At 55.2% G+C, this 20770-nt stretch carries 16 protein-coding genes and 2 pseudogenes; 14 read left to right on the forward strand and 4 right to left on the reverse strand.

Annotation, left to right across the window (positions count from 1 at the left end):
• Positions 1-2 precede the first annotated feature (2 nt).
• Genes speB through AC3WN7_RS10205 form a run of 5 tightly spaced genes read left to right on the forward strand, consistent with a single transcriptional unit; the run spans position 3 to position 4434 of the window.
• The gene (gene speB / locus AC3WN7_RS10185; RefSeq protein WP_095966152.1) at positions 3-959 is read left to right on the forward strand and encodes an agmatinase; all 957 of its coding nucleotides are present in this window, start codon (positions 3-5) and stop codon (positions 957-959) included.
• A gap of 14 nt (positions 960-973) precedes the next feature.
• On the forward strand, positions 974-1804 hold the full coding sequence (locus tag AC3WN7_RS10190; RefSeq protein WP_095966151.1) for a polysaccharide deacetylase family protein: 831 nt from the start codon (positions 974-976) through the stop codon (positions 1802-1804).
• Positions 1805-1813: 9 nt separating this feature from the next.
• Positions 1814-2737, forward strand: coding sequence for an NAD-dependent epimerase/dehydratase family protein (locus tag AC3WN7_RS10195; protein WP_102674098.1), 924 nt, complete (start codon positions 1814-1816; stop codon positions 2735-2737).
• 23 nt (positions 2738-2760) lie between these two features.
• Positions 2761-3486, forward strand: coding sequence for an SDR family NAD(P)-dependent oxidoreductase (locus tag AC3WN7_RS10200; RefSeq protein ID WP_102674097.1), 726 nt, complete (start codon positions 2761-2763; stop codon positions 3484-3486).
• Positions 3487-3522: 36 nt separating this feature from the next.
• A complete protein-coding gene (locus AC3WN7_RS10205) occupies positions 3523-4434 on the forward strand; it encodes a LysR family transcriptional regulator (protein ID WP_095966148.1) in 912 nt (303 codons plus the stop codon).
• A gap of 129 nt (positions 4435-4563) precedes the next feature.
• Here the strand turns inward: AC3WN7_RS10205 and AC3WN7_RS10210 are convergent.
• Positions 4564-5276: pseudogene (locus tag AC3WN7_RS10210) on the reverse strand (site-specific integrase); the annotation flags it as partial.
• 138 nt (positions 5277-5414) lie between these two features.
• A complete protein-coding gene (locus AC3WN7_RS10215) occupies positions 5415-6020 on the reverse strand; it encodes a class I SAM-dependent DNA methyltransferase (protein ID WP_095966147.1) in 606 nt (201 codons plus the stop codon).
• A 1254-nt stretch (positions 6021-7274) separates the two neighbouring features.
• Here AC3WN7_RS10215 and AC3WN7_RS10220 point away from each other — a divergent pair.
• The 4 genes from AC3WN7_RS10220 to AC3WN7_RS10235 all read left to right on the forward strand — a co-directional run bounded on the left by AC3WN7_RS10220 (position 7275) and on the right by AC3WN7_RS10235 (position 12190).
• Positions 7275-9113, forward strand: a complete 1839-nt coding sequence (locus AC3WN7_RS10220; RefSeq protein WP_095966145.1) for a TnsB C-terminal domain-containing protein — start codon at positions 7275-7277, stop codon at positions 9111-9113.
• The gene (locus AC3WN7_RS10225) at positions 9114-9968 is read left to right on the forward strand and encodes a TniB family NTP-binding protein (protein WP_102674096.1); all 855 of its coding nucleotides are present in this window, start codon (positions 9114-9116) and stop codon (positions 9966-9968) included.
• Positions 9969-9988: 20 nt separating this feature from the next.
• The gene (locus tag AC3WN7_RS10230) at positions 9989-11071 is read left to right on the forward strand and encodes a hypothetical protein (RefSeq protein WP_146022378.1); all 1083 of its coding nucleotides are present in this window, start codon (positions 9989-9991) and stop codon (positions 11069-11071) included.
• 81 nt (positions 11072-11152) lie between these two features.
• Entirely contained in the window at positions 11153-12190 is a 1038-nt protein-coding gene (locus tag AC3WN7_RS10235; protein ID WP_102674095.1) for a TniQ family protein, read from the forward strand.
• Positions 12191-12237: 47 nt separating this feature from the next.
• On the opposite strand, the gene AC3WN7_RS10240 is transcribed toward AC3WN7_RS10235, so the two are convergent.
• Together AC3WN7_RS10240 and AC3WN7_RS10245 are read right to left on the reverse strand one after the other, a co-directional pair.
• Complete coding sequence (locus AC3WN7_RS10240; protein WP_095966142.1) at positions 12238-12504, reverse strand: helix-turn-helix domain-containing protein; 267 nt, start codon at positions 12502-12504, stop codon at positions 12238-12240.
• A 688-nt stretch (positions 12505-13192) separates the two neighbouring features.
• The gene (locus tag AC3WN7_RS10245; protein ID WP_102674093.1) at positions 13193-14332 is read right to left on the reverse strand and encodes a site-specific integrase; all 1140 of its coding nucleotides are present in this window, start codon (positions 14330-14332) and stop codon (positions 13193-13195) included.
• A gap of 78 nt (positions 14333-14410) precedes the next feature.
• Between AC3WN7_RS10245 and AC3WN7_RS10250 the strand changes: the two genes are divergently transcribed.
• The 5 genes and pseudogenes from AC3WN7_RS10250 (at position 14411) to AC3WN7_RS10270 (ending at position 20482) form a co-directional block, all read left to right on the forward strand.
• The gene (locus AC3WN7_RS10250; RefSeq protein WP_095966139.1) at positions 14411-15283 is read left to right on the forward strand and encodes a DNA-binding protein; all 873 of its coding nucleotides are present in this window, start codon (positions 14411-14413) and stop codon (positions 15281-15283) included.
• Between the two features lie 194 nt (positions 15284-15477).
• Positions 15478-16064 (forward strand): annotated as a pseudogene (locus tag AC3WN7_RS10255) (transposase); the annotation flags it as partial.
• 242 nt (positions 16065-16306) lie between these two features.
• Positions 16307-16609 carry a putative quinol monooxygenase gene (locus tag AC3WN7_RS10260; RefSeq protein WP_095966138.1) on the forward strand — a complete coding sequence of 101 codons (303 nt, stop codon included), beginning with the start codon at positions 16307-16309 and terminating at the stop codon, positions 16607-16609.
• A 459-nt stretch (positions 16610-17068) separates the two neighbouring features.
• Entirely contained in the window at positions 17069-17428 is a 360-nt protein-coding gene (locus AC3WN7_RS10265) for an avidin-fold protein (RefSeq protein ID WP_095966136.1), read from the forward strand.
• 390 nt (positions 17429-17818) lie between these two features.
• Entirely contained in the window at positions 17819-20482 is a 2664-nt protein-coding gene (locus tag AC3WN7_RS10270; RefSeq protein WP_102674092.1) for an excinuclease ABC subunit UvrA, read from the forward strand.
• Positions 20483-20770 lie beyond the last annotated feature (288 nt).

The following is a 20770-nucleotide window of genomic DNA, read 5'->3' on the forward strand; positions in this document are numbered from 1 at the left end:
TGATGGCCAATGACTTTCCGCAACCTCTGGACGCCGCCGTCATCCCCCGTTTTGCAGGCATGCCTAGCTTTATGCGCCTGCCGATATTCGACGATCCTGCAGACGTCCAGATCGCCTTGCTGGGTATCCCCTGGGATGGCGGCACCACCAACCGCGCGGGCGCCCGGCATGGTCCGCGGGAGGTGCGCAACCAGTCGAGCATGATGCGCAAGGTTCACCATGTCAGTCATATCGCACCCTATGATCTGGTGCGGGTCGGCGACCTGGGTGACGCGCCGGTCAACCCAATTGATCTGCTCGATTCCCTCAAGCGAATTGAAGCGTTCTATCGGCAGGTCCATGAGGTCGGCACGGTGCCGTTGTCCGTCGGTGGCGATCATCTGGTGACGTTGCCGATCTTTCGCGCCATTGCCCGGGACCGGCCTATCGGCATGGTCCATTTCGATGCCCACTCCGACACCAATGACCGTTACTTCGGCGACAACCTCTACACCCATGGCACACCTTTTCGCCGTGCGATCGAGGAGGGGCTGCTGGACCCCAAGCGCACAGTACAGATTGGTATTCGCGGTTCGATCTATTCGGCAGAAGACGAAGACTTCGCCAAGGACTGCGGTATCCGGGTGATCCATATGGAGGAGTTCGCCGACATCGGCGTTGCCGCGACGATTGCCGAGGCGCGACGCATCGTGGGCGACGAACCGACCTACGTGACCTTCGATGTCGATGTCCTGGACCCGGCGTTTGCCCCGGGCACCGGCACCCCCGAGATCGGTGGCATCACCACGCTGCAGGCGCAGCAACTTATACGGGGCCTGCAGGGCCTGAACCTGGTCGGTGCCGATGTGGTGGAAGTGTCGCCGCCCTTTGATGTGGGCGGGGCCACGGCGCTGGTGGGCGCGACCATGATGTTTGAGTTGCTGTGCATTCTCGCCGACTCAATCAAGCGTCGCTCGTAGAAGGAATCGAATGGATGACTGCCTGGCCTGAAAACAAACGCTTTGCCGTGACCTTGAGTTTTGACCTGGATGCAGAAAGCGCCTGGGAACCTTCCAGCCTCGACGGGCGCCGGCTCTCGCTGCTGTCGATGGGCGCCTACGGACGTCGTGTCGGGGTGCCGCGGCTGTTGGAGTTGCTGGCCCGCTACGGTGTACGGGCGCAGTTCTATATTCCCGCTCGGGTAGTCGAGATCGACCCCGAGGTGGTCCGCAGCATTGCCGCTGCCGGCCACGGGATTGGTTGCCACGGTTACTTCCATGAGCGTACCGATGAACAGACGCCCGAGCAGAATCTGCAGATTCTCAAAGACTCCAAGGCGCTGCTCGAAGCCACCATCGATCGGCCGGTCAACCATTACCGCGCACCGTTGTGGGAGCTGACACCGGACGTCGTTGACTCACTCATTGCCCTGGGCTTTCACAGCGATAGCAGCTTGATGGGCGATGACCGGCCGTACCGCGTCGGTAGCACCGAAAAGAGCCTGCTGGAGCTGCCCGTCAGTTGGTTGCTGGACGACTGGGAGCAGTTCGCCTATTCGGCAGAACCTGCGGTGGGCAGTGTGATCGAAGACCCGGAAAAGGTCTTTCGACTCTGGTCGGCGGAACTGGAAGGAATGCGTCACTACGGCAGCCATTTCATCCTGACCATGCACCCGCAATTGATCGGCCGCGCGTCACGCATTGCGATGCTGGAGCGGCTGATCCAACAGATTCAACACTATGACGATGTCTGGATCTGCACGCCTGACGATGTGTACTCACGCTGGCAGGCAGGCGATTTGACACTGCCGTTGCATCCTTACTGAGGACGGATCATGAACATACTGGTAACCGGGGCCAACGGATTTCTTGGCCAGGAAGTGGTGCGTCAGTTACTGGCTCAGGGTAACGAAGTGGTGGGCTACGACCGCAGTCTGGTGTGCGCCATCGAACACGCTGCGTATCGTTACGTACAAGGTGACCTGGCTGACCTGGCGAGTTTGCTGGAGAGCTGCCGCAGCCGTCCGGTCAACGCGATCGTTCATACCGCGGCGATCTCGCATCCGGTGGACTCTCGGCGTATTCCCCTGCAAACGGTGTTGACCAATGCACTGGGCACCACCCATGTGTTTGAGTGCGCCCGGCTCAGCGGTATTTCTCGGGTGGTCAACCTCAGTTCCGAATGCGCCTACGGTCCCAACCGGGAAATGGATGTGGTCGATGAGCGCGCGCCCCTTGAACCGACCACGCCGTATGGCTGTACCAAAGTGTTCACCGAAAAGCTCGGTCAGGTTTACAGCGACCTGTACCAGGTCAGCGTGGTGTCTTTGCGGCCGGGTTGGATCTATGGTCCTGGCCAGTTCATGCAGTGCTACCTCAAGAGCATGCTCAGAAGCGCGATCGATAACGAGCCGTGGCATGAGGAGGAGGGCGGCGATTACCGCTTTCAGTACGTGCATGTCGTGGATGTCGCCCACGCTTGTGTACTGGCGGCCACTGTTCAGGAAGAGCGGTTGCAACAACGGGTGTTCAATGTGACGGCCGGCGAGCAGGACAGCTACCGGGCAGTCGCGGCCCAGGTTCGCAAGTTCTACCCCAATGCCCAACTCAGCATCGGCCCCGGTACGTTGAACGTGCTGGATGAAAATGCGCGCTTCGACATTTCGGCGGCGGGCGACCAACTGGGCTACCGCCCCCGGTTCGACCTGCATGAAGGCATTGCCATGTATGCGCAGTGGCTGGAACAGCATCCTTACTAATGGCCTGAAGGCCGGGGTGATTCATGAAAACCTATCTGGTAACCGGTGCTGCCCAAGGCATCGGCCGTGCGGTCGCGCTAGCTCTTGGCGAGCAAGGCAGTCTTGCCGTTCTCAATGATTTGCAGGAAAGCCCGGCGCTGCTGACCTTGGCCGATGAGCTGCAGGCGCGGGGCGTGGAGGTGCGTCTTGCGCTGGGTGATGTCTCGGCCCCCGCAACAGCTGAACGTGCATTTGCCGGGCTGCAACGCCTGGATGTGCTGGTCAACAACGCGGGGTTCCTGCAGGAGGCGCCGCTGAGCGAACTCAGTGTCGAGGCCTGGGATCGGATGATCCGTGTTCATCTCTATGGGGCGTTCCTTTTCTGCAAGCCGGCGGCGGCCCTGATGACCCGCCAGGGCAGCGGCGCCATCGTCAATATTGCCTCTGACCTTGGGCAGCTCGGGTGTGCCAATCTCTGCCATTACTCGGCTGCAAAAGGTGGAATCATTGCGTTGACCAAGTCGTTGGCGCGAGAGTTGGCGGCCCATGGTATACGGGTAAACGGGGTTGCTCCCGGGGGTACGTTGACGCCGATGGTCGAACGCCTGGGCGAGGCTTATATTCGCGAAGAAGCGCTGCGTTACCCGATGCTGCGCCTGGGAACGGCGCAAGAAATTGCCGCCGCGGTGATCTTCCTGGCCTCGGAGCAGGCCAGTTTCATGACCGGGCAGATTCTGGGCGTCAATGGCGGCGGTGTAATGAACAGCTGATTGCGGTCGCAAGCAAACACACGAGGAGAAGGCGGCATGCTGGTGAATTTGACGGATGTGGATCTGCGCATGCTGCGGATCTTCTGTGCGATCGTGGACGCCGGTGGTTTTACGGCTGCACAAGTCCCGCTGAACACCAGTCTGTCGCGCCTCAGCGTGCTCGTTCGGGACCTTGAAGTCAGGCTCGGCTACTCGTTGTGTAAACGCGGGAAAAGCGGTTTCCAGTTGACCGAAGAAGGCGAAGAAACCTACGCGGCAGCCCAGGAGCTGTTCGCCAACATCGGACATTTCCGCCAGCGCACGGCGGTACTCAGCGGGCGCCATCGGGAGTTGTTGCGCATCGGCACGGTCGACAGCCTGATCACCCTTGAGCACAGCCCTGTACCGGCGGCCATTGCCCAGTTACGTGCTGCGCAACCCGGTGTCCATATCGATTTGCAAGTCATGCGTCCTGACGAACTTGAACAGGCGGTCCTTGAAGAGCGCATCCAGGTCGCCGTCGGCGCCTTCCATCACCGATTGTCGGGGCTTCATTATCAGGCGCTGTTCGAAGAGGAACAGCACCTGTATTGCGGCAGCGGACATCCGTTTTTCCAGCGCCTTGATCAGGACCTGACGTATGAAGAGTTAGGCGCAGCGGACTATGTCGACAGAGGCTATGTCGCCGAAAACAAACGACCGTGCGAGCTCAGGTTCGCCAGCGCGGTCAGCGCGTTTTCGATGGAGGCCATTGCGCTGCTGGTTTTTTCCGACACCTACATCGGTTACCTGCCCACCCACTACGCCGCAAGCTGGGTCGAGCGAGGCAGACTTCGATCGATCATGCCGCAACGGTTGGCTTATCGTTCCGCCTTTCATTGCATAACCCGTCAAGGGGTAGAGCAAAAGAGTACGGTAAGCCGGTTTCTAGATCAGCTCACCGCTCACGCAAGGCTTCATCTGCCTTAGATCCTAAGGGGCAAAGCAGGTTGGAAGTCGGCGTACTAGATCCGAGTTCTCTGCTACATCTGCAACACTCCTCCTGCCCGCCCTAACGCAGTGAACAGCAGAGCCTGGCTTGTCGGTTCTAGCTAAATCCTAACCCCTGTCCTTGATCCCGAGCCTCTTAACTGACTTTGCACGATTCTGAACCAGCAAGTTGTAATAGGTGTTCTGAGTTGTCGACATACTTTCGTGGCGTAGGTCAGCTTGGAAATCTTTGATATCGCGAAATGGTGCGTCAAATGTAGCCGCCGTGTGACGCAACCAATGTAAGGATGCAGACCGAAGCTTGTCCATCACTAAGTCGGTGTGTCCCTCGTCCTTCATGCGCTGAAGTGATTTATCGAACACTATCTGAATAAGGGCACGAATGTAACGATCTGACAGACCAGCACGACCTCTGACCGTTGTGACTAGTGGAGTACTCTCCTTGTGAGACGGCAGCTGCGGAAGGGAGAGGGTGATCCGATATCGCTTCAAGTAGGCTTCAATGTATTCGTCTCGCACGCTAATTTTCGCGGCCTTGTTGCCCTTACCGACATCGTTGAACCACCAGTTTTCACCGTCGTACTCGAACGAACACATTGTAGGTGTCCAGTTGTCCCGACCGACAAGATCAGAGATTCTGAGGTAGAGAGAGAAGAGGGTGGCCACAATAAATAGGGCCCGCTCATGTCGAGGTTCCTCCTGAGCCATGATTTCTGCGGTTTCAATTACATAATTCTATGGAGCGGAGTGAGCGTTTTTCCAGAGTTCATCACCGTGTTGCGCTGCTTAAAGTTGGATTTTTGTTTGACGGCTCGAATTGGAAAGGAAAGCGGCCGAAGTGGGACCTTCGTAACCTCTAACTCAAAGGTCAGATGCCAATAAATTCTAACTCAACTAAATAGATGTTTAGTTTATTTATAATAATTACTTATATAAATGAGCAGGGCAAAGGGATGTTTCTAACTGCAAACAGCCAACCAGATCGTATGCCCACCACAAGCCGGATCTTCCGTTATTTGCTCCACAACGCTAAAACCATGGGCATTGAGCAGTGCAACATATTCATCGTGGTCCAGGCTGGCATGATAAAGCGTTTCACCTTCGAAGCTGCCCAACGCAATGCCATGGGCCGTCCCACTGGTAAACATCAGCGCAGCACCAGGTTGGGCATGGGCCTGGAAAATCGGGAACATTCGACGCTGATCCTCAGGCGTCAGATGAAAGAAACTGTCCCACGCCAGAATGCCAGCGAAACGCTGTTCAAGCGCCAATTGGCGCATGTCGGCCACATGCCAATCGTGCTGCGCAAAACGTTGCCGACACAAGGCGATCATCGCCATGGACGAATCGATGCCAGTCACAGCGTGTCCCGCGCCGATCAAGTAACCCGCCATGGGTTCGGCACAGCCACAGCCGATGTCGAGGACATGACCAGCCGCAACCGGCATGGCCAGGCGAAAATGATCCAGCCAGGATTGTTCGACCAGACGCCGCGAGCGAACACGATCCCATGTTTGAGCGTGACGTTCGTAGAGATCGATGATCTGATGGGCTGCTTCATGCATGAGGGACAATCCTTGGGGGATGTGGTCGAAGGGTGTGGCTGGTGTGAGCGCCAGCTAAAAATTATAACTTCTTAACCTACTGATGAGCTTAGGTAAAATTTATTTTATCAATTAAAAGCTAGAATAAAAACCGCGTGATTTTTCCAAACTCTACTTTTTAAATGTTTTTTTGTGATCTGTCACGCGTCTTACGGTGGCTCGGATTTGAATTACCAACACTGGCCAGTCGAGCCGACGCTAGTAGCCCCAAGCATCACAGAGCAAATTTCTGGGATCTCTATTTGGAGGGAATGCATCCGATAGACTCGGTGGACAGAAGCATCGCTAAGCAGTGGTCGAGTCAAATGCACGCGGGGTCAAATCGCGCATATTTGGCACTTGAAGCATCTCGTTAGCTTTATTGATGAAGGAGGCAGTAACAAGGCAAACGAGGTGCAGTAGCCAGAGCGGTGGTTGGGATGCCTGGGGGTGAGTAGAAGGCGAACGCCAAATGACGTAGTTATGAAAAAAATTAGAATTTGCATGTCTGTGCTGGTTGGTTCGTGGTAAAAAATTCCAAAAAACAAGAATTATGCACAATTATGCAAAAATTCATAATTTCTCGAAGTGGGAAAAACCAGGCGTGCAGGGCGCCACAGCGAGCGCGGGGATACAACTGCCTCTTAATAGGCCTTCTTATCCGCTTTCTGGCGGCCGTGTCTGTGAGGCGCGTTGGTCGAACCTGATGCAAATGGCTGGTCAGGCTAGCATCCTAGCTGACAATTTCTCTGTGGAATTCATCAACTACATAATTGCCAAGTCGGATATAGCGATAAGACATGCTTTTTTTTGGCGGGCGTGTGGGCTTGCTCGTTGTTTAAGTCGGGTTAACACGATATTCATCGTGCACAGCGCCAGTGCAACTGCTAATCAGTGCCAATGTATAGAGGTGGACGATAGGGATGAGGTTGGGGTGGCCATTTAAAAGTAATGAGGTGGTGTATTTTTTCTAATGGATTCATTGAAATGTGACACTATTTACCATTGAAAAATGACACTGTGAGTGTTCTTTTGTTTTATGGGGCTTCAGCTCCAGGAGGCAATTACTCGTATAATGGAGTGAGCAGTGTAGAATTAACCTTATGATAAACATGAATAAAATCAAATTCACTATTCTAACGTTAGGAAAAATTGAGATTCGAGGTTGCCAAATTCGAATTATCAAATATCTTTTTTGGTGAGGCTTTCCTGTGTGTTGCACAAAGGATTTATCAAATGCAATTTTCTACATTAGAAGTAGGCTTGATGGTACTCGTCGCCGGAGAGCCGGCGAGGGTTATCAAATGCACGCCGCCTTCAGAGGTCGAGGTTTTGCGTTTGAAAGACAAGAGGAGGTTTTCGGTACCCGTTGATAACATCGTGTTGTTACCGCCCGCACAGTGTAACGACTCTATAGTGCCTATAGATAATTTCATGGATTTACTTGAAAGTGCGTCTAGCAAGGAAATCAAAACTGCCGAAGAACGATTTCTGGCAATATCGCAGTATCTGTCAAAAGAAATTACGATCGAAATGGCAGTAAGCGTTTGTAATGTGGGAAAGGCAAGGTTCTATCAAATTTTGAGGACGTATGACGAAAATATCGGAATAGCCTCACTGTTGCCCAAACGGAAAGGTAGAAAGAAAGGCGAGTCAAAAATTTCTGCTGAGGTGGAAGCGCTCATACAGCGGGCGATAGACAAAAAGCGAGTTGGGAAAGGACTCACATACGCCAAAGTTTGGTCTGAAGTTCGTTTTTCATGCGTGGAAAACCATCAGCCAATCCCCAGCATAGGAACCGTCACCGCACGGATAAAAAAGCTGGACGGCAAGACACTTCATGCAAAGCGATTTGGCTCGGAAGCTGCAGCTCAAGTCTACGGCGCCAAACCGGGCGCTCAAACAACAACAGGTCCACTGGCCGTGGCCCAAATAGATCATACATTAGTTGATATAATACTATGTGACGAGGAGTCCCGAATCCCAATTGGTCGGCCCTGGCTCACTGTCGTGATTGATGTGCATACTAGAGTTTTGCTGGGCTACTACATTGGATTTAATGCCCCCTCGGCCGTCTCCGTTGCCTGTGCAATCACCCACGCAGCTTTTCCAAAACAGCACTACCTGAAACAAATAGGCCTCGAGAATTCAGATGTACTTTATCCCTTTTATGGTGTACCGAAGGTACTCCAAATGGACAATGCCGTTGAATTCAGGTCGCTTACGCTAGAACGTGCCTGCTCAATTTATGGGATTAAAACTGAATTTAGACCTCCGGGGAAGAAGCACTACGGAGGGGCGGTAGAACGACTTATCGGTACACTGATGACCAGTAATGTTCATTTCTTGTCCGGCACAACCTTTTCAAATGTCCAGCAGCGTAAGGGTTATGACAGCGAAAGGAAATCTGTCCTGTCACTCCGCGAGTTCGCAAAATGGTTTGCCGGACAGGTTGTAATCTATCACGCCACCATGCATCGAGGAATCAAACAGACTCCTGGGGATTGTTGGAATAAAGCCTTCGCAAATGCAGACGGCAGTATCAACATGCCCCCTCTGATTCACGAACCACTGAGATTCAGATTGAACTTTATGCCAAGCGTTCGGCGAAGTATATCACCGAAAGGTATCGCCTTTAAAGGACGGTATTACTGGTCGCCTGGATTCAATCCTTTCGTAGGCACTAAAAATGTTTTGATAAAATTTGATCCGCTGTCGCTTTTGACCATATGGGTTGAGTTGAATGGCGAGTATGTAGTGGCTAACTACAGTGATCTAACCGGATCCCATTTGAGTTTAGAGGAGCACCTGCTAAGAGTTGGTAATTCTAAAAAATTGGCATGGATATCGGAAGAGGCGGTCGCAAAAACCTACCAACAAAATGAGACGCTCATTCAAGGAAGTGCCCGGACGACCAAAAAAATCAAAAAGCAAGCCGCTGCGATAAAGGAGTACCAGAAGTATTTGACTGATGTCGGGCAGAAAACGGGCAGGGAGTTTGTTGCGGAAGAGCTGTACGACGAAAATTTAGATTATTCGAAAAAGCCAAGACCCTACGCCAGCGAGGACGTTTAAGTGAATGATGAACACGTGAAAGCATCCAAGCGTCATCTTTTGCAACTGAGCGCTCCCGAGCGAATAAGGGCGATACAACAGGATGTATGGATAGATTGCCCTCAATCCATACAGGTATTAAATATGATCAAAAACATCGTTCAAGCTCCTAGTCAGTCGCTTGCGCCTTGTATGTTGGTGTGCGGGGAGGGGGGGAGTGGTAAGTCCAGTATCATTCGCCAACTTAAACTGATCTCTAAGGGCTGGGATGAGCAGATCATTTTTATGGCGCTCAATGAAAATCCCGGCAGCCTTAGCTTCAGAGACCATTTGTTGGAGGCCATGGGTATACCACGTTCAGCTCGTAGCCGGTTAAAGCCAAATGTGCCGGAGGAGCTAGCGGAATTTGTGAAGTTAAGGAAAGTTCGCGCCATTGTGATCGATGAATTTCACGATGCACTGATATCCAATCGCAGCGAACAACTAAAAACATTGTCTATCTTGAAAGGGCTTTCCGGTGAACCCTATTCATTGTCAGTGATCGGTTTTGGAACGTCGCTGGCCAGAAATGCACTGTTGCATGATACCCAATTGTCCAGGCGCTATCATGTCCATGAAATCCAAAAATGGACCAAGTCAGAGACTTTCCGTGAGTTTTTGGCTGCTTTGGAAGAAAACATCCCATTGTTAAAGCCATCAATGCTTTATGGTGCGGACAAGGTGAAATTCATACTTAGCAATTCGGGTGGAGTAACAGATAATATCGTCAAGATGATAAAATACGGCGCCATATTGGCTGTATCAAGGGGTGAGGAAGAGGTTTCGATTAAATCGATGCAGGAAGCAATTCTAAATCCTTGGGCGTATAAATGTTAAGTTAGTTCGGGAAAATGCGCATGCTCGAGTCGACTACGTGGCCACCTCCTATTGAAGATGAGACATTTATGTCTTGGGTTTTTCGGTGTGCGCTGAACCCGCAATGTCGCCCACTCAGTGAAAGCAAGGGCGAACGTTACTATCAGATGTGCGGTATAACTGGCGATGCGGATTTTGACTTTAGAAGTTCCGCATTTTTTGAATTGGAGAGTTCTCTACACTGGCCTATCGGCATTGAGTCCAGCCACTTCAATCCAGCTACAAGCCTTCTGCTTTCCCCGCAGCAGCGATTCGCTTTTTGTTTGCATTGTTTGAGGTCTGATGTGGCGATGCACGGTTATCCAGTCTGGAGGAAATCTTGGTGTTATGTGTGCGCCCCGTTTTGTTGTCGGCACGAGCAGTTATTGCTTCTAAATGATCGCTATTTAGGGTTCGATAAGCCTTGGCAGGCGTTTGCTTTCCATCACCAGGAAAGTCGTTTGCGTCCTGAGGCAGATCTTAGTTCGTGGCGGGGGATGTCAAACCTCAAGTTATTGGTAAAGCTCGGTTCACAGGTTCAGCTTTGGGTCAATATGCTAGACTCTTGCAATACCTGTAAGTTGCCGGGTTGCGATGAAGTTGTCGAGACTCAATGGCTCATCCGAACAGTGCACAATCTGATGAGGATATTTTTGACCGCCAAAAGTACTTTTCGCCCCTCTGGACCTGCACGTTTCTGTTTCTCCAATTCAAGACAAAATATAGTTCATGGGGGAATTGACTATTCCACGGCGATGGAGGTGGGTGCGGCCACAGCCTCGCCTTACCAGCGAATGATCGCACTCATATGGGTCGGATGGGTTTTTGAACTATTTCAGCGAGAGGAGATTGGTTGTTTAGCTCAAGCTGCCAATGTATCTGGTTATCAGTGGTACAGAAATATAGAAGAGCTTGGATATTACTGCCCGCCCTGTGCGACAAAAAGTGAATATGACAATATTGGGAAGTTATTTTTACTTCTACCGCGCCCTATTTACTTGCGTATTGAACCGCTTTTAAAGGGCATTCAGCACTCCGCGTATGTGCATGGGGTGATACCGAGACCGCCGAATATTCCTGGATAGTCATTCCAGTCTGCATCGTTGGCGCTTTTGTGCGTAAGACTTCTAGCAATAGTTTGAACGTTTAGGAGATTATACAAGGCCATGAAACTGAAAGGGTATCCGCGTGCCACTCCGGACGAAACGTTAACTTCGTGGCTGTTTCGTTGCAGCTTAAATAGAGGTTGTCGCGGCATGACACAAGAAATGGCCGAAACCTATTGTTCGCTTGATAAAGATATCGACTACGATTTTGATTTTTCCAGCGGGGATTTTTTCGCGCTTTGCCATCACTTGCAGGGTGCGCCAAATCTGATCAGCGCTTACTTCAAGCCAGATACCACTTTGCTGCTTAATACTGTTTTTCGGCTCAGTTACTGCCCTCTCTGTATACGAGAAGATATACGCAATTATGGGCTGCCTGTCTGGCGAAAGACGTGGTGTTATGTGAGCGCCCCATTTTGCATGAGGCATCGATTGCTGTTGGTGCACTTATCGGATCCCGTCCCATCTATAAAATCATGGTGCGCATTTGCCAATCGAAAGCAAATACTCGATCCGCATCACCCCTACTACCCCCGGGCACGGCAATGGGGTGGCGTCCCAATCGCGCTTCTCGGTACAGATCTCGGCATCAAGGTACAGTCATGGCTTTGCCGCTTACGAACCCCGGCAAGTTACCTTCGCGCCACAGACGCATTACCTTTAAGTCCGTTATTGGTGGGAGGGACTGAGTTTCTGCTGCAATATTTTTTGCGTCTCGCCCTTCCTGGAGGGCGCGGGGGGCTGGCGCGTACATATTTCAGCAGCGGGCGGGATCGTGTGGCTCATGGTGATAAGACCTTTGGTGCGCGTCTGAGCAAGGGTGCGCGCGAAAGTACTCCATATCAGCGCATGATGGCGATGTTTCTGCTCGGCTATCTTTTCGATGTTTTTTCTGACAGCGATTTAAGGCGGATCCAGAGCGCGTGCCTCTTTTCAGAATATCCCTGGTTTTCATCCATCGAATATCTGACGTATATAGGTGGCCCCTATTCCCATATAGCGTACGAGGCCATGTGTCGCGTGTTTGATGATGAAGTGCTAGGGATGTTTCCTGGACTCCGATTGTTTTTGAGTCACGTCAAGCACAACTTGGAATAAAGCTATCTCCTTGCCATCTCAAGGATGCGAATCCGTTCATGCGGAACCTACAGTTCTTTCTTGATCTGGCTGAAGAGATCATCCAATGAAATGGTTGGGTCCTGTGTAAGGTAACACTTGGTCAAGACTGTAAGCGGGTGGACGTCCAATACGCCGGCTAGGTCCTGGACTTTCTCCAGTGTTGGGCTCTTAAGCCCTCGCTCCAGTGTGCTGAGATAGGTTCGGCTACTCACGTCAGAAAAGTCTTCTTGTGAAAGGCCGTTTTTTTGCCTTAACAGCCTCAGTGCCACGCCAAATGCCTGCTTCAGTTCCATTTTTTCGTTCCTGCAAAAGGAACGATGAAGCCTTTTAGAGCCCTATAGGGCTACAATCTATAGTGTTCATTTTAAACTGCCTGGTGCGCTATGTTTTTAACCCTCGATCATTCTGAACACCCAGCAGGCCGGATGCTGAAGGCGGGACGTCTCTGGAGGAGTGTTGAGTACTTATCTGACGAGCCTTGGTTTTGCGTCGCCATCGAGGAGCGGCATACTGTCGAAGCAGGGCTACGGAGCGGACTAACCTTGGTGTGGGAAGTGGAGGAGCTCCAGGCTCTTAGCGCCTTGGTCGGCCCTACGTTCGCCATCAAGGGCGTTTGGTTGGCGAGTCCGAGCTGGCTGAATGACTCTGAAGGGTGGCGAATGGAGAGCCTACAGCAAATTGTTCGGCGCTCGCGGAACGGTAGGCCCTGTGTGGTGTATACGTTGTCCGAAGGTGGCGAATACTGTGAAGTCGACGATAGTCCATCGATAGGCGGCTGCGATGAAGTGCTCTTCACGGTTGCTTAGCGATGCAAGGCGTACACTCAGACGTATTGTGCAGCGCAGTGCGTCAAAAAATAAAAGAACCAACTCGTTGATTTTTCAGTTTAGCCCAACCATCCGCTGTCCACGATTCATGGAATGTGGACAGGTGCCTAAGGTTCATCTTGAGCTTGTCAAACGCCGGTACTTTCTTGGAAATTTATTCCGGGTCGGAATCGGAATTTACACTCTCGTCACTGTCGATCGGAGATATCCCGGTTGAGGTCAGGAGGGTTGTTGCGCGGCTCGTCAGCAGTGAGCCGGATTGGAAGTAGCCCATCACCGTGGCGACGCTGCGATGTTCGGTCATGGCCATGACCTCGCCCAGTGGCACGCCTTGACGGCCCGCCTCGGTAACGAAGCCTGAGCGTAAACTGTGGGCCGCCCAATCACCGACCAGCCCTGCAACCTTCGCTCGGCGCTGGACGATACGGGCGACCTGATCGGTAGATAAGCCTGATGTACCGACCTTGCCACCTTTATACAGTCGGCGGAACAGCGGCCCGCTGTCAGTCGGTGCCACCTCCAGCCAAGCGGCGAGGGCTTGCGCCGCGGGGCCGCGCAGCGGCTTCTCCCGACGTACGCCGCCGGTATCGGTTTTGGTGACGCCTAGGGTATATAGCCAAGTGTCGTCATCTAGCTTACGCACGTCGCCGACTTGCAGGCCGACCACTTCCGAACGCCGTCGGCCACCGCCACTCCAGGCCAGCAGGAGTAGAGCGCGGTCACGCGCTCCGCGTGCACCATCCGTACAGGTGGCGAGCAACGCCTGCAACGGCTCGAGCACGACAGCGGTTTTCTTACGAACCGCCACGCCCTGACGCGTCTGCGCCTTGCGCGCGTCACGCAGCAGGGTCTTCAACGCTGACGCTTCGGTCGGGCTGTCCCACTCGTTGATCCGGTGCCATTTACCGATTACCGAAAGACGGTGGTTGACCGTGTTGTACGCCAGCGGCCCCAGTTTGGCCTTGACCCGGGCGGCGACCAGCGCGGCGTCGATCCATGGCGGTAGCAGGTGCGCCCAGCCGCCGTCGGCCAACGGTCGGGCCAGGTGATCCAGCACGAACTGCACGGCCACGGTGGCTGGCAGTGGCGCATCGCCCAAATTCTGGCCGTAACGCAGATGCAGCCAGGCCGACCAGTAGGCGAGGGCGCTGCGGTAGCTGCGCACGGTGTTGGCCGCGGTGCCGGCGGCGATAAAGGCCGCGGCGGCTGCCTGGGCGTTAAGCGCCAGAAAATGCGGATCCAATGGGGTTTTGTCGACCAGAGGCAATTGGTCTGTAATATTTAATACGTTCAACGTATGATAATTCCATTAATCAGCAAATAACGTCGGATAATCTTTTATTATCAGACCTAATATACTTGGAGGTGGGCCATGGCAGTAGGGGTACCGGAACACGAGGTATTTGCCGCCGCGGATGCGGTGTTGGCCCGCGGCGAACGCCCGACCGTCGAGCGCGTGCGCGTGGAACTTGGTCGCGGTAGCCCGGCGCGGGTCGGCGGTCTGCTCGATCAATGGTGGGCGCGCCTGGCCGAGCGGCTGAGCGGCGAGACCCGCCTCCCGGAACTGCCCGGCGAGGTTTCGCAAGCGTTTGTCGCGGTGTGGCAGCAGGCGATTCATCTGGCCCAGGGTGTTGCTGAGCAGACGTTGTCCGAGCAACGTCAGGTCTTGGCTGCCGAGCGCGAGCGGGTGGCAGAGGTCGAGGATCAGGCGCGTCAGGACGCGGCACAGTTTCGCCAACAGTCGATGGACGCCGTAGCGGGGCGCCAAGCGGCTGAGTCGCGCCTGACCGACCTGGAACTGCTGTTGGCACAGCGCCAGACGCAGATCGAGGATTTGCAGCTTCAGCGCGAGGGTTTGTCGCACGAACGCCGTGAAGCGCAGCGCCACAACCACACGCTACAGCAGGATCTGCAGGCGTTACGGCTCAAGGCCGAGCAGGAGCGTGTGACGCAGGAGGGCTACGTACGTGGGATCGAAGATCGTGCGCACCGTGAGGTTGACCGCGCGCGGGAGGAGGGCAAGGCAATTATGGCCCAATTTAAGACAGTGGGACGGCAAGTCGAGCAGCTACAACGTCGGCTCGAGTCGATCCAGACTGAGCTCAGCCAAACCCAGCAACGTGCCGCCGCGCAGCAGGCGCGTGCCGACACACTGGAGCAGCAACTGATGCAGCTACGCCAGGCGCCGGCGGCCAAGCGCAAGCCAAAATCCCGGAAACCCGCGGCGACAATGTCCGATTCCTGAGGGCAAAGTCAGCATCTTCGGGCCGATAAGGAGCAAGTTGATGCAGTAAGTTGCAGATGCCAGATCAAAGGCCGAAATCGGCTGTGGATTCAGCCGGCCACTACAGGCAGAAACGGTCGATTCTGTTGAAAAAGTAGTTCCTCTGTCTGGCCTGCGGCAAAATATCTGCATTGGCCAGCAGGGAAGCACGAAGAATGATGGGACAGTTATCGAGTGGGCGGGAACGGCTGTTTTACTCGTTCAACCTTGAAGATCACATCCCAGCCAATCACCTTCTACGCAACATTGATCGGTGTCTCGATCTGAGCGATTTGCGCCATTACCTCGCCGATTTCTACAGCCCGATTGGCGTCCTTCGATTGATCCCGAACTGATGATTCGTATGCTGATCGTGGGTTATTGCTCCGGCATTCGCTCCGATCGGCGGCTTTGCGAAGAGGCTTATTTGAACCTGGCGTATCGTTGTTTTTGCCGGTTGAGCCTTGAAGATGAAGTCCCCAACCACTCGACCTTTTCCAAGAACCGACACGGCCGTTTTCGGGACAGTGATCTGTTTCGCTGGTTGTTCAATGAAGTGCTGCGTCGCTGCATTGACGCCGGCTTGGTCAAGGGCGAAGGCTTTACCGTGGACGCCAGCATTATCGAAGCGGATGCGAGTCGGCAGCGCGGCGTACCAGGTGATGAACCGGTCAACTGGAGCGATCCGGCCCTGAGTACCCGAGCCGCGCGTGAGTATCTCGAAGCACTTGATCAGGAGGCTTTGGCCGAAACGCAGCCCAGAGATGGTGCTGCACTTAACGAATAGTCGAGATCGGTCTTCGGGAAGCTGAACGGTTGTCACGGTAGCCTTTACAAATATTGTCACTGACCGCTTTTCGCCTTTTTCTCACGACTGCGAAAATGACTCGACGCTACCCCTCATCCCGCCACGCTGGAGCTGGGCGGCAAATCGGTGAATATCGCGTTGGGCTTACTGGAAAGAATGGCGCATGATGGCGTAGGCGTAACAACAGGAGGCACGTAATGGTCAAGGTAGCGTTGTTCGTTCGTCTGGAAGCCAAATCCGGGAAAGAGAAAGAGGTAGAGAGCTTTCTCTTGGGTGGCCTTCCAATAGTGGAGGATGAGCCGGCCACTACGGCTTGGTTCGCCATCCGCTTGGGGCCGTCCACCTTTGGCATCTTTGACGCTTTCCCGGATGAAGCAGGCCGGCAGGCTCATCTTTCGGGCAAGGTCGCAGCGGCGCTTATGGCCAAGGCTGCCGAGCTGTTTGCCACACCGCCATCAATTGAGAAGGTTGACGTCCTTGCGGCCAAGCTACCCGGCTAAGCAAGTCCAACAAGGCGCTCCAACCAATTTCCCTGCCGCCACTTTGCAGCATCAGGGGCGCGGCTGAGTTTGGACGTTTAGCGATGCCAACTGGGATAAAGCCGTGGAGGGGGCTGGCGATCCTGCTGACGCCTGTATCCACACCAGTGTGCAAGCCGAATTGCCCGATGCCCTTTGGTTGGATATGGAGCCGAACGCTGCACCGAAACCCATCAAAGCGCTGACCCCGATATCGCCGGGCGATCACAGCCAGATGTTCAGCAGTTGGCTGTGGCAGGGCACCGGCAGCCTAAATGTTAAACAGTTGCGTTTTATATATATGAAGTGAGCCGTCACATTTTTTTGTACACAGTCTTGAACGACTGCTTTTGGCTAGCGGCCGTTCAGATGGAAGCCCCAACCATCTACGTATAGGCTGTGCGCTTCTGAAATGGATTTCCAGGTGAGGGCAAGTGGCTTATGGAAAGTTCCGAAATTCACGAACGGTTGAACAACCGTCGATTCATCGTCGCCAACAACACCCAAGGGCTATCGGGTAACGGAACGGTATTTCATTATCTCGTCGACGGCGGGGCCATCACCGGCACTTACCACGGCGGCCGGATCCGCATGGGCAGTCAAGTGGGGCGGGTGACGGGCAGCAACACTATCGAGCTTCTTTATCACTGCCTTACCACTGAGGACGAGATCCTTGCTGGCTGGTCGCGCGGCGAGATTGGCCAAGACCATCATGGGCGCACGACGCTTCACTTTGTTTGGGGATGGCTATCCGGTGCGACGGGAGGGGGCGAGTCTAGTTACGTCGAGCTTGTCGACTAGCTAGCCTATTGCAGAAGCAGCGATTCGCGAACGTCCGCGAAGAGTTGAAAGCAGATATGTCGTCAATTGAGGCAGGTCCATACAAGCTCGAAAGGCCGCAACTGCGGCCGCAAACTCCATTAAACGCTTTACTGGAACCGTTCCGGCTCTATCGGGCTCCGAGCCTGACTTCGGCTTTCAACATCTTCCAGCAACGAATTCACCAGCGCCTGGCAGATCTGCAGCAAATGTTCGGTCGCTGGATTGACAGCGACAGGCGAAAGGTTCCCGGGGCAGAGCAGGGGATTCAACGCGGGCGGCGAACTTTAAACACTGAACTCCGGCAACATGAGCGTTCGACCCACCCGGATCATCAGCACGTTGCCATCACGCACAGCAGGACGGGAACCCATGCCAAACCCTTCATTCGGTGAATCCTCCTGCACCACTGCGGCCAGCGGCCTGGTGGAAGTGCGCGGCGCGCGGGAAAACAATCTCAAAGACGTCGATGTCGCCATTCCACGCAATGCGCTCGTGGTGTTTTCCGGTGTGTCGGGTTCCGGCAAGTCCTCGCTTGCCTTCGGCACGATCTATGCCGAGGCGCAGCGGCGCTACTTCGAGTCGGTTGCCCCCTATGCGCGGCGATTGATCGACCAGGCGGGCGTTCCGGATGTCGATGCGATCGACGGCCTGCCGCCAGCGGTCGCATTGCAGCAACAGCGCGGGGCGAGCAATGCGCGCTCTTCCGTAGGCAGTGTGACCACGCTGTCCAGTTTCATACGCATGATGTACTCGCGTGCCGGCGCGTATCCCGCCCATCAACCGATGTTGTATGCGGAGGACTTTTCGCCAAACACGCCGCAAGGGGCCTGTCCGGCGTGTCATGGCCTGGGCCACGTGTACGAGGTGACGGAGGCGAGCATGGTACCCGATCCGTCGCTGAGCATACGTGATCGGGCCATCGCCGCCTGGCCACCGGCCTGGCATGGTCAGAACCTGCGCGACATCCTGGTCACCATGGGCTACGACGTCGACCGCCCCTGGAAGGATCTGTCCAGAAAAGACCGTGACTGGATCCTGTTCACCGAGGAGACGCCCACGGTACCGGTCTATGCGGGCTTCACACCTGGCCAAACCCGTGACGCACTCAAGCGCAAGCTTGATCCCAGCTACATGGGGACCTTCACCGGCGCGCGACGCTATGTGCTGCACACCTTTGCCAATACCCAGAGCGCATTGATGAGAAAGCGCGTGTCGCGCTACATGGAAGGCAAGCCATGTCCGACCTGCCACGGCAAGCGGCTCAAGGCCGAGGCGCTGTCGGTCACCTTTGCCGGGTTGGACATTGGCGAGTTCATGCAAATGCCGCTGGACCACCTGGCTGCACTGCTTGAGCCCATAGCCCAGGGCGATTTTCGCGCGCACGCCGCCGGGGAGGGCTCCGACCTGTCCGCGACCCGTCGTGATCGATCCGAACGTGCCGCGCACGGTCGTGCGGTGCATGCCGCATCGCCTGACGTGCGCCGGACCTCGGCGCTCTCGGAGGAGAAGCGCCTTGCCGCACAGCGCCTGGTCGGGGGTGTGATGGCGCGACTGCGCCAGCTGCGCGGATTGGGCCTGGGTTACCTCACCCTGGATCGGGCCACCCCGACGCTATCGGCTGGCGAGCTGCAACGCTTGCGCTTGGCCACGCAACTGAGCTCCATGCTGTTTGGCGTGGTGTATGTGCTCGACGAACCCTCAGCAGGCCTGCACCCCTCAGACAGCCAGTCGCTGTACGACGCGCTGGACAAGCTGCGCGATGCCGGCAATTCGGTGTTCGTGGTGGAACACGACCTCGACTTGATGCGCCGCGCGCAATGGCTGGTGGATGTGGGGCCGGATGCGGGAGAGCGGGGCGGCCATGTGCTTTACAGCGGTGTGCCGCAAGGGCTGCGTAAGATTGCCGAGTCGCGCACCGCACGTTATCTGTTCGATGAAATCCCTGCGCCGGCTAGCCGTGGGCGCGAACCCGCCGGCTGGCTGGAGTTGCGAGGTATTCGGCGGCACAACCTGCACGGCGTGGATGCCAACATCCCGCTCGGCGTGCTGACGGCGGTGACCGGCATCTCGGGTTCGGGAAAGTCCAGCCTGGCCGCTCAGGCCTTGCCGGAACTGTTGCTGTTGCACCTGGGGCACGAGCCCGAGGACGATGCGGCTGAAAACGCCAGCAGCGAAGGGCCGGCGATGATCGAAGTCACCGGTGGCCACCTCGCAGGCGATGTGGAGGTGGTCCAGCGCCTGGTCCAGGTCGACCAGAAGCCGATTGGCCGTACGCCACGTTCCAACCTGGCCACCTACACCGGTCTGTTCGATCACGTGCGAAAACTGTTTGCCGCTACGCCGGACGCGCGCCGTCGTCGCTTCGACGCCGGGCGATTTTCCTTCAACGTGTCGAAGGGGCGCTGCGAGACTTGCGAAGGTGAGGGTTTCGTCAGCGTTGAGCTGCTGTTCATGCCCAGCGTCTACGCACCCTGTCCCACGTGCCATGGCGCGCGCTATAACGAGGCCACGCTCGCCGTGCGCTGGAATGGAAGCAACATCGCCGATGTGCTGAACATGACGGTGGAAGAAGCCCAGGACTTCTTTGCGAGCCAGGACGCCATCGCGCGGCCGTTGCAGCTACTGCGGGACATCGGGCTGGGTTATCTGCGCCTTGGGCAGCCCGCCACGGAGTTGTCGGGGGGCGAAGCGCAACGCATCAAGCTAGCCACGGAGCTTCAGCGAAGCCAGCGAGGTCGCAGCCTGTATGTGCTCGACGAGCCGACTACCGGCCTGCACGCGTCGGATGTCGACCGCTTGCTGGTACAACTGCAGCGCCTGATCGATGCTGGCAATACCGTGGTGATGATCGAGCACGACATGCGCGCGGTGGCCCAGGCCGACTGGGTGATCGACGTTGGGCCTGGCGCGGGAGAGGCGGGCGGCCGGATAGTAGCGGTCGGCACGCCCCGGCAGGTAGCGGTCGCGCCAACAAGCCAGACAGCTCCTTTCATGGCTGAGGCGCTCAGGCGCGCGCCACAGTCAGTCGACTGATCGCACAAGGGCGACCTTGTTCTGGTCACGATCGCAAGGTTGGTACGCGTGCTCCGCCTGAGTCGAAAATGGCACTTCACAGCCGGCCGCTACCGACCGATTTTGTTGAAAAAGTCGGTTAAAGATTTCAATCTCACATCTGCTGACGTGCCGATAAATTTCAAATTTCATGTAGACGCACGCACTTCAATTTTGGCGAAGCGTTTTTACACACTCTGGGCCGATTGCTGCCGATCAATCCGAGCCGGAGTTGACCTGAAACAAGCGCTCTGCGAGCGCTACAAAACT

Source organism: Pseudomonas sp. FW305-70 (genome assembly GCF_058783925.1).